The sequence below is a fragment of the Acinetobacter sp. YH01010 genome, assembly GCF_013420775.1.
In the GTDB taxonomy this organism is placed as follows: Bacteria; Pseudomonadota; Gammaproteobacteria; order Pseudomonadales; family Moraxellaceae; genus Acinetobacter; species Acinetobacter amyesii.
This window is the reverse complement of record NZ_VOYF01000060.1, coordinates 1-2,180: the sequence shown is the minus strand read 5'-3', so window position 1 is coordinate 2,180 and position 2,180 is coordinate 1. Positions and strand designations below refer to the sequence as shown.

2 protein-coding genes and 1 pseudogene are annotated in these 2,180 nt (G+C 42.5%); 2 read left to right on the top strand and 1 reads right to left on the bottom strand.

Going from position 1 to position 2,180, the window contains the following annotated elements; all coding sequences use genetic code 11:
* Positions 1 to 122 (top strand): annotated as a pseudogene (locus FTT77_RS17145) (hypothetical protein); the annotation flags it as partial.
* Positions 123 to 189: 67 nt separating this feature from the next.
* Positions 190 to 654, top strand: a complete 465-nt coding sequence (locus tag FTT77_RS17140; protein WP_071830580.1) for an ATP-binding protein — start codon at positions 190 to 192, stop codon at positions 652 to 654.
* Positions 655 to 727: 73 nt separating this feature from the next.
* Here FTT77_RS17140 and mph read toward each other — a convergent pair whose 3' ends face one another.
* Positions 728 to 1,615, bottom strand: a complete 888-nt coding sequence (mph, locus tag FTT77_RS17135; RefSeq protein WP_071830579.1) for an Mph(E)/Mph(G) family macrolide 2'-phosphotransferase — start codon at positions 1,613 to 1,615, stop codon at positions 728 to 730.
* Positions 1,616 to 2,180: the final 565 nt, after the last annotated feature.

Genomic DNA, 2,180 nt, shown 5'->3' with positions numbered 1-2,180 from the left:
ACCGCCATCGTGTCGTGATCGGCAAGGATACGCGCCTGTCGGGCTATATGCTTGAACCCGCGCTCACAGCCGGTTTCACCTCGATGGGCATGGACGTATTCCTTTTTGGCCCGCTGCCGACAACGTAATAGGAAGAATAAACGCCCTTTTCACCCAAGTCCAAATTAATTTGCCGATTCCATAATCAGGGTGTATTACAATTCCATAGAGTTTTTCAATCCAGGTGGTTTAGCTGATAACTTAACGATTGATCAGCTTCTTCGTGAAGATTACTCGCCATGGGCGCGCAATAAAAGGATATCTGCCACGTTCAAAGAAGCGCATTTTATTGAAAAATATGGGTCAGGCATCAAACGAATCCAAGAAGGCTTCGCATCCTATGGTCTGCGTCCCCCTGTCTTTGAAAATTTCCAGCACGGTTTTCGAGTTATTGTCTCATCAAAGCTACTTTTCGAATCTAATGAGGGAGTAAGTGAGGGAGTAAATCTACTATTTAATCAGATAAGAACTAATCCAGGAAAGCGTGCACCATTTTTAGTAAACGAGCTATTAGTTCCTGTCAAGATAGTAGAGCGGTGGCTCAAAATCTTAAGAGATGATCATAAAATCGAGTTTCGAGGAGCTCCTAAAAGTGGAGGATACTGGCTAAAATAGAAATCAATGATACTCTTAAGTGGCACCAATCGAACTCCTATTTTAGCATTTAAAAAAGTATCCTCACATCATTTTATTGAACAATACCTAAGGCTGCTCTGGCGGCATTGATATGATTATCGTCGTTGCACTCTACCGCAAAAGCGCCATATGCTAATGGAGCTGCAGCAGCCCTCTCTATAGATTGTTCGTAGAGCCTATCCCATATCGTTCCGCCTTGTTTAGCATACTCCGTTATCAAACTCTTCAGGCTATCCTCTCCAAAAACCGATACGTGACCAGAAAAGTCCAGTGCAGGATCACCCATATGCGCAGTAGACCAATCTATGATACCAGAGGTCTTACCTTCCTTCGAGGTTAAGACATGCCCTGCATAGAGATCGCCATGGATGAAACAAGTGAATTCAGGCCACAAAGGGTCATTGTCCAACCATCTACGGTATCTGTTTTCCAACGGCTCGCTGATACCTATCTCAGATTTCACCAAGTGGATACGGTCAGCTATTTCGGTCCTCAATTCACTTGGAGTCATTATTTTCAAGTTGCTCTTTCTCACATCGTCAGCTGTAATACGATGTAATTCGGCCAATGATTTTGCCAGAGACTCCACATAAGCTATGCTATCGCGATCTATGTTCCAAGAAACCTCATGTGTTATCGCATCGAATGTCAGAGCAGGCGCATCCTCCAGTAAAGGGTAGGCTATTAGGCGCTCCGATACAATTTTCCAATCAGGGACATTGATCGACAGGTTTCTTTTGGCTAAATCCAATATTCTACTTTCATTTTCGATTTGTTCAAGCATATCGCTTCTTCGAGGTATACGGAGTACCCAGTTCTCACCGTTTACTTCCTTTACAAAGGCAACTCTAAAGTCGATGCCCATCTCATTGACACTCATCTCTTCCGAAATTCTCAGCCCATGCTCTAGGGCTAATGTTTGCATATCTTCGATTGTCATTTCTATACTGTTTTCTTTTATTAAATTGGTACCAGTTCCCCCGACAGGACATTCTGAATGTCATATACAGGTGTAACACTTTACCCATATTCTTTTCGTATGGATAACACTTCCCATCAGGGAACAAAAATCTGATACATGAATTAATTGTGAGACAGTAGACCTACTGTCGCATTGAAGCCATCTCGGCGACTATTTGATTAGGAAAACCAAGGCTTTGCCATCATAGCCTTATCATAGAAGTATAACATAGTTGTAAAGATAGAAAATTATTTTTTATTCATCCATGATGTTATTATTTTATAATAACATCATCTAAACATGTCCTGTCGCTCTTTTGTGCTGTGATATTTCATACCTATTAACTGCTTTCGTTTGAATTATACGACGTTCTACTCACAATAGGGCAAGGGTTACTCATTCCGTAGGATGCGGTTCACGTATAGGAAGAATAAACGCCCTTTTCACCCAAGTCCAACAGCTTTGGACCGCAGTTGACTCTTTCGACACCCCTGCGATGCAACCCAATCCGGCTGACGGGGAGCCAGCAACGCTGAAAATTTAC

Bases quoted from the DNA above. Each gene is read 5' to 3' on its own strand.
- mph (WP_071830579.1), bottom strand. From the start codon at position 1,615: ATGACAATCGAAGATATGCAAACATTAGCCCTAGAGCATGGGCTGAGA.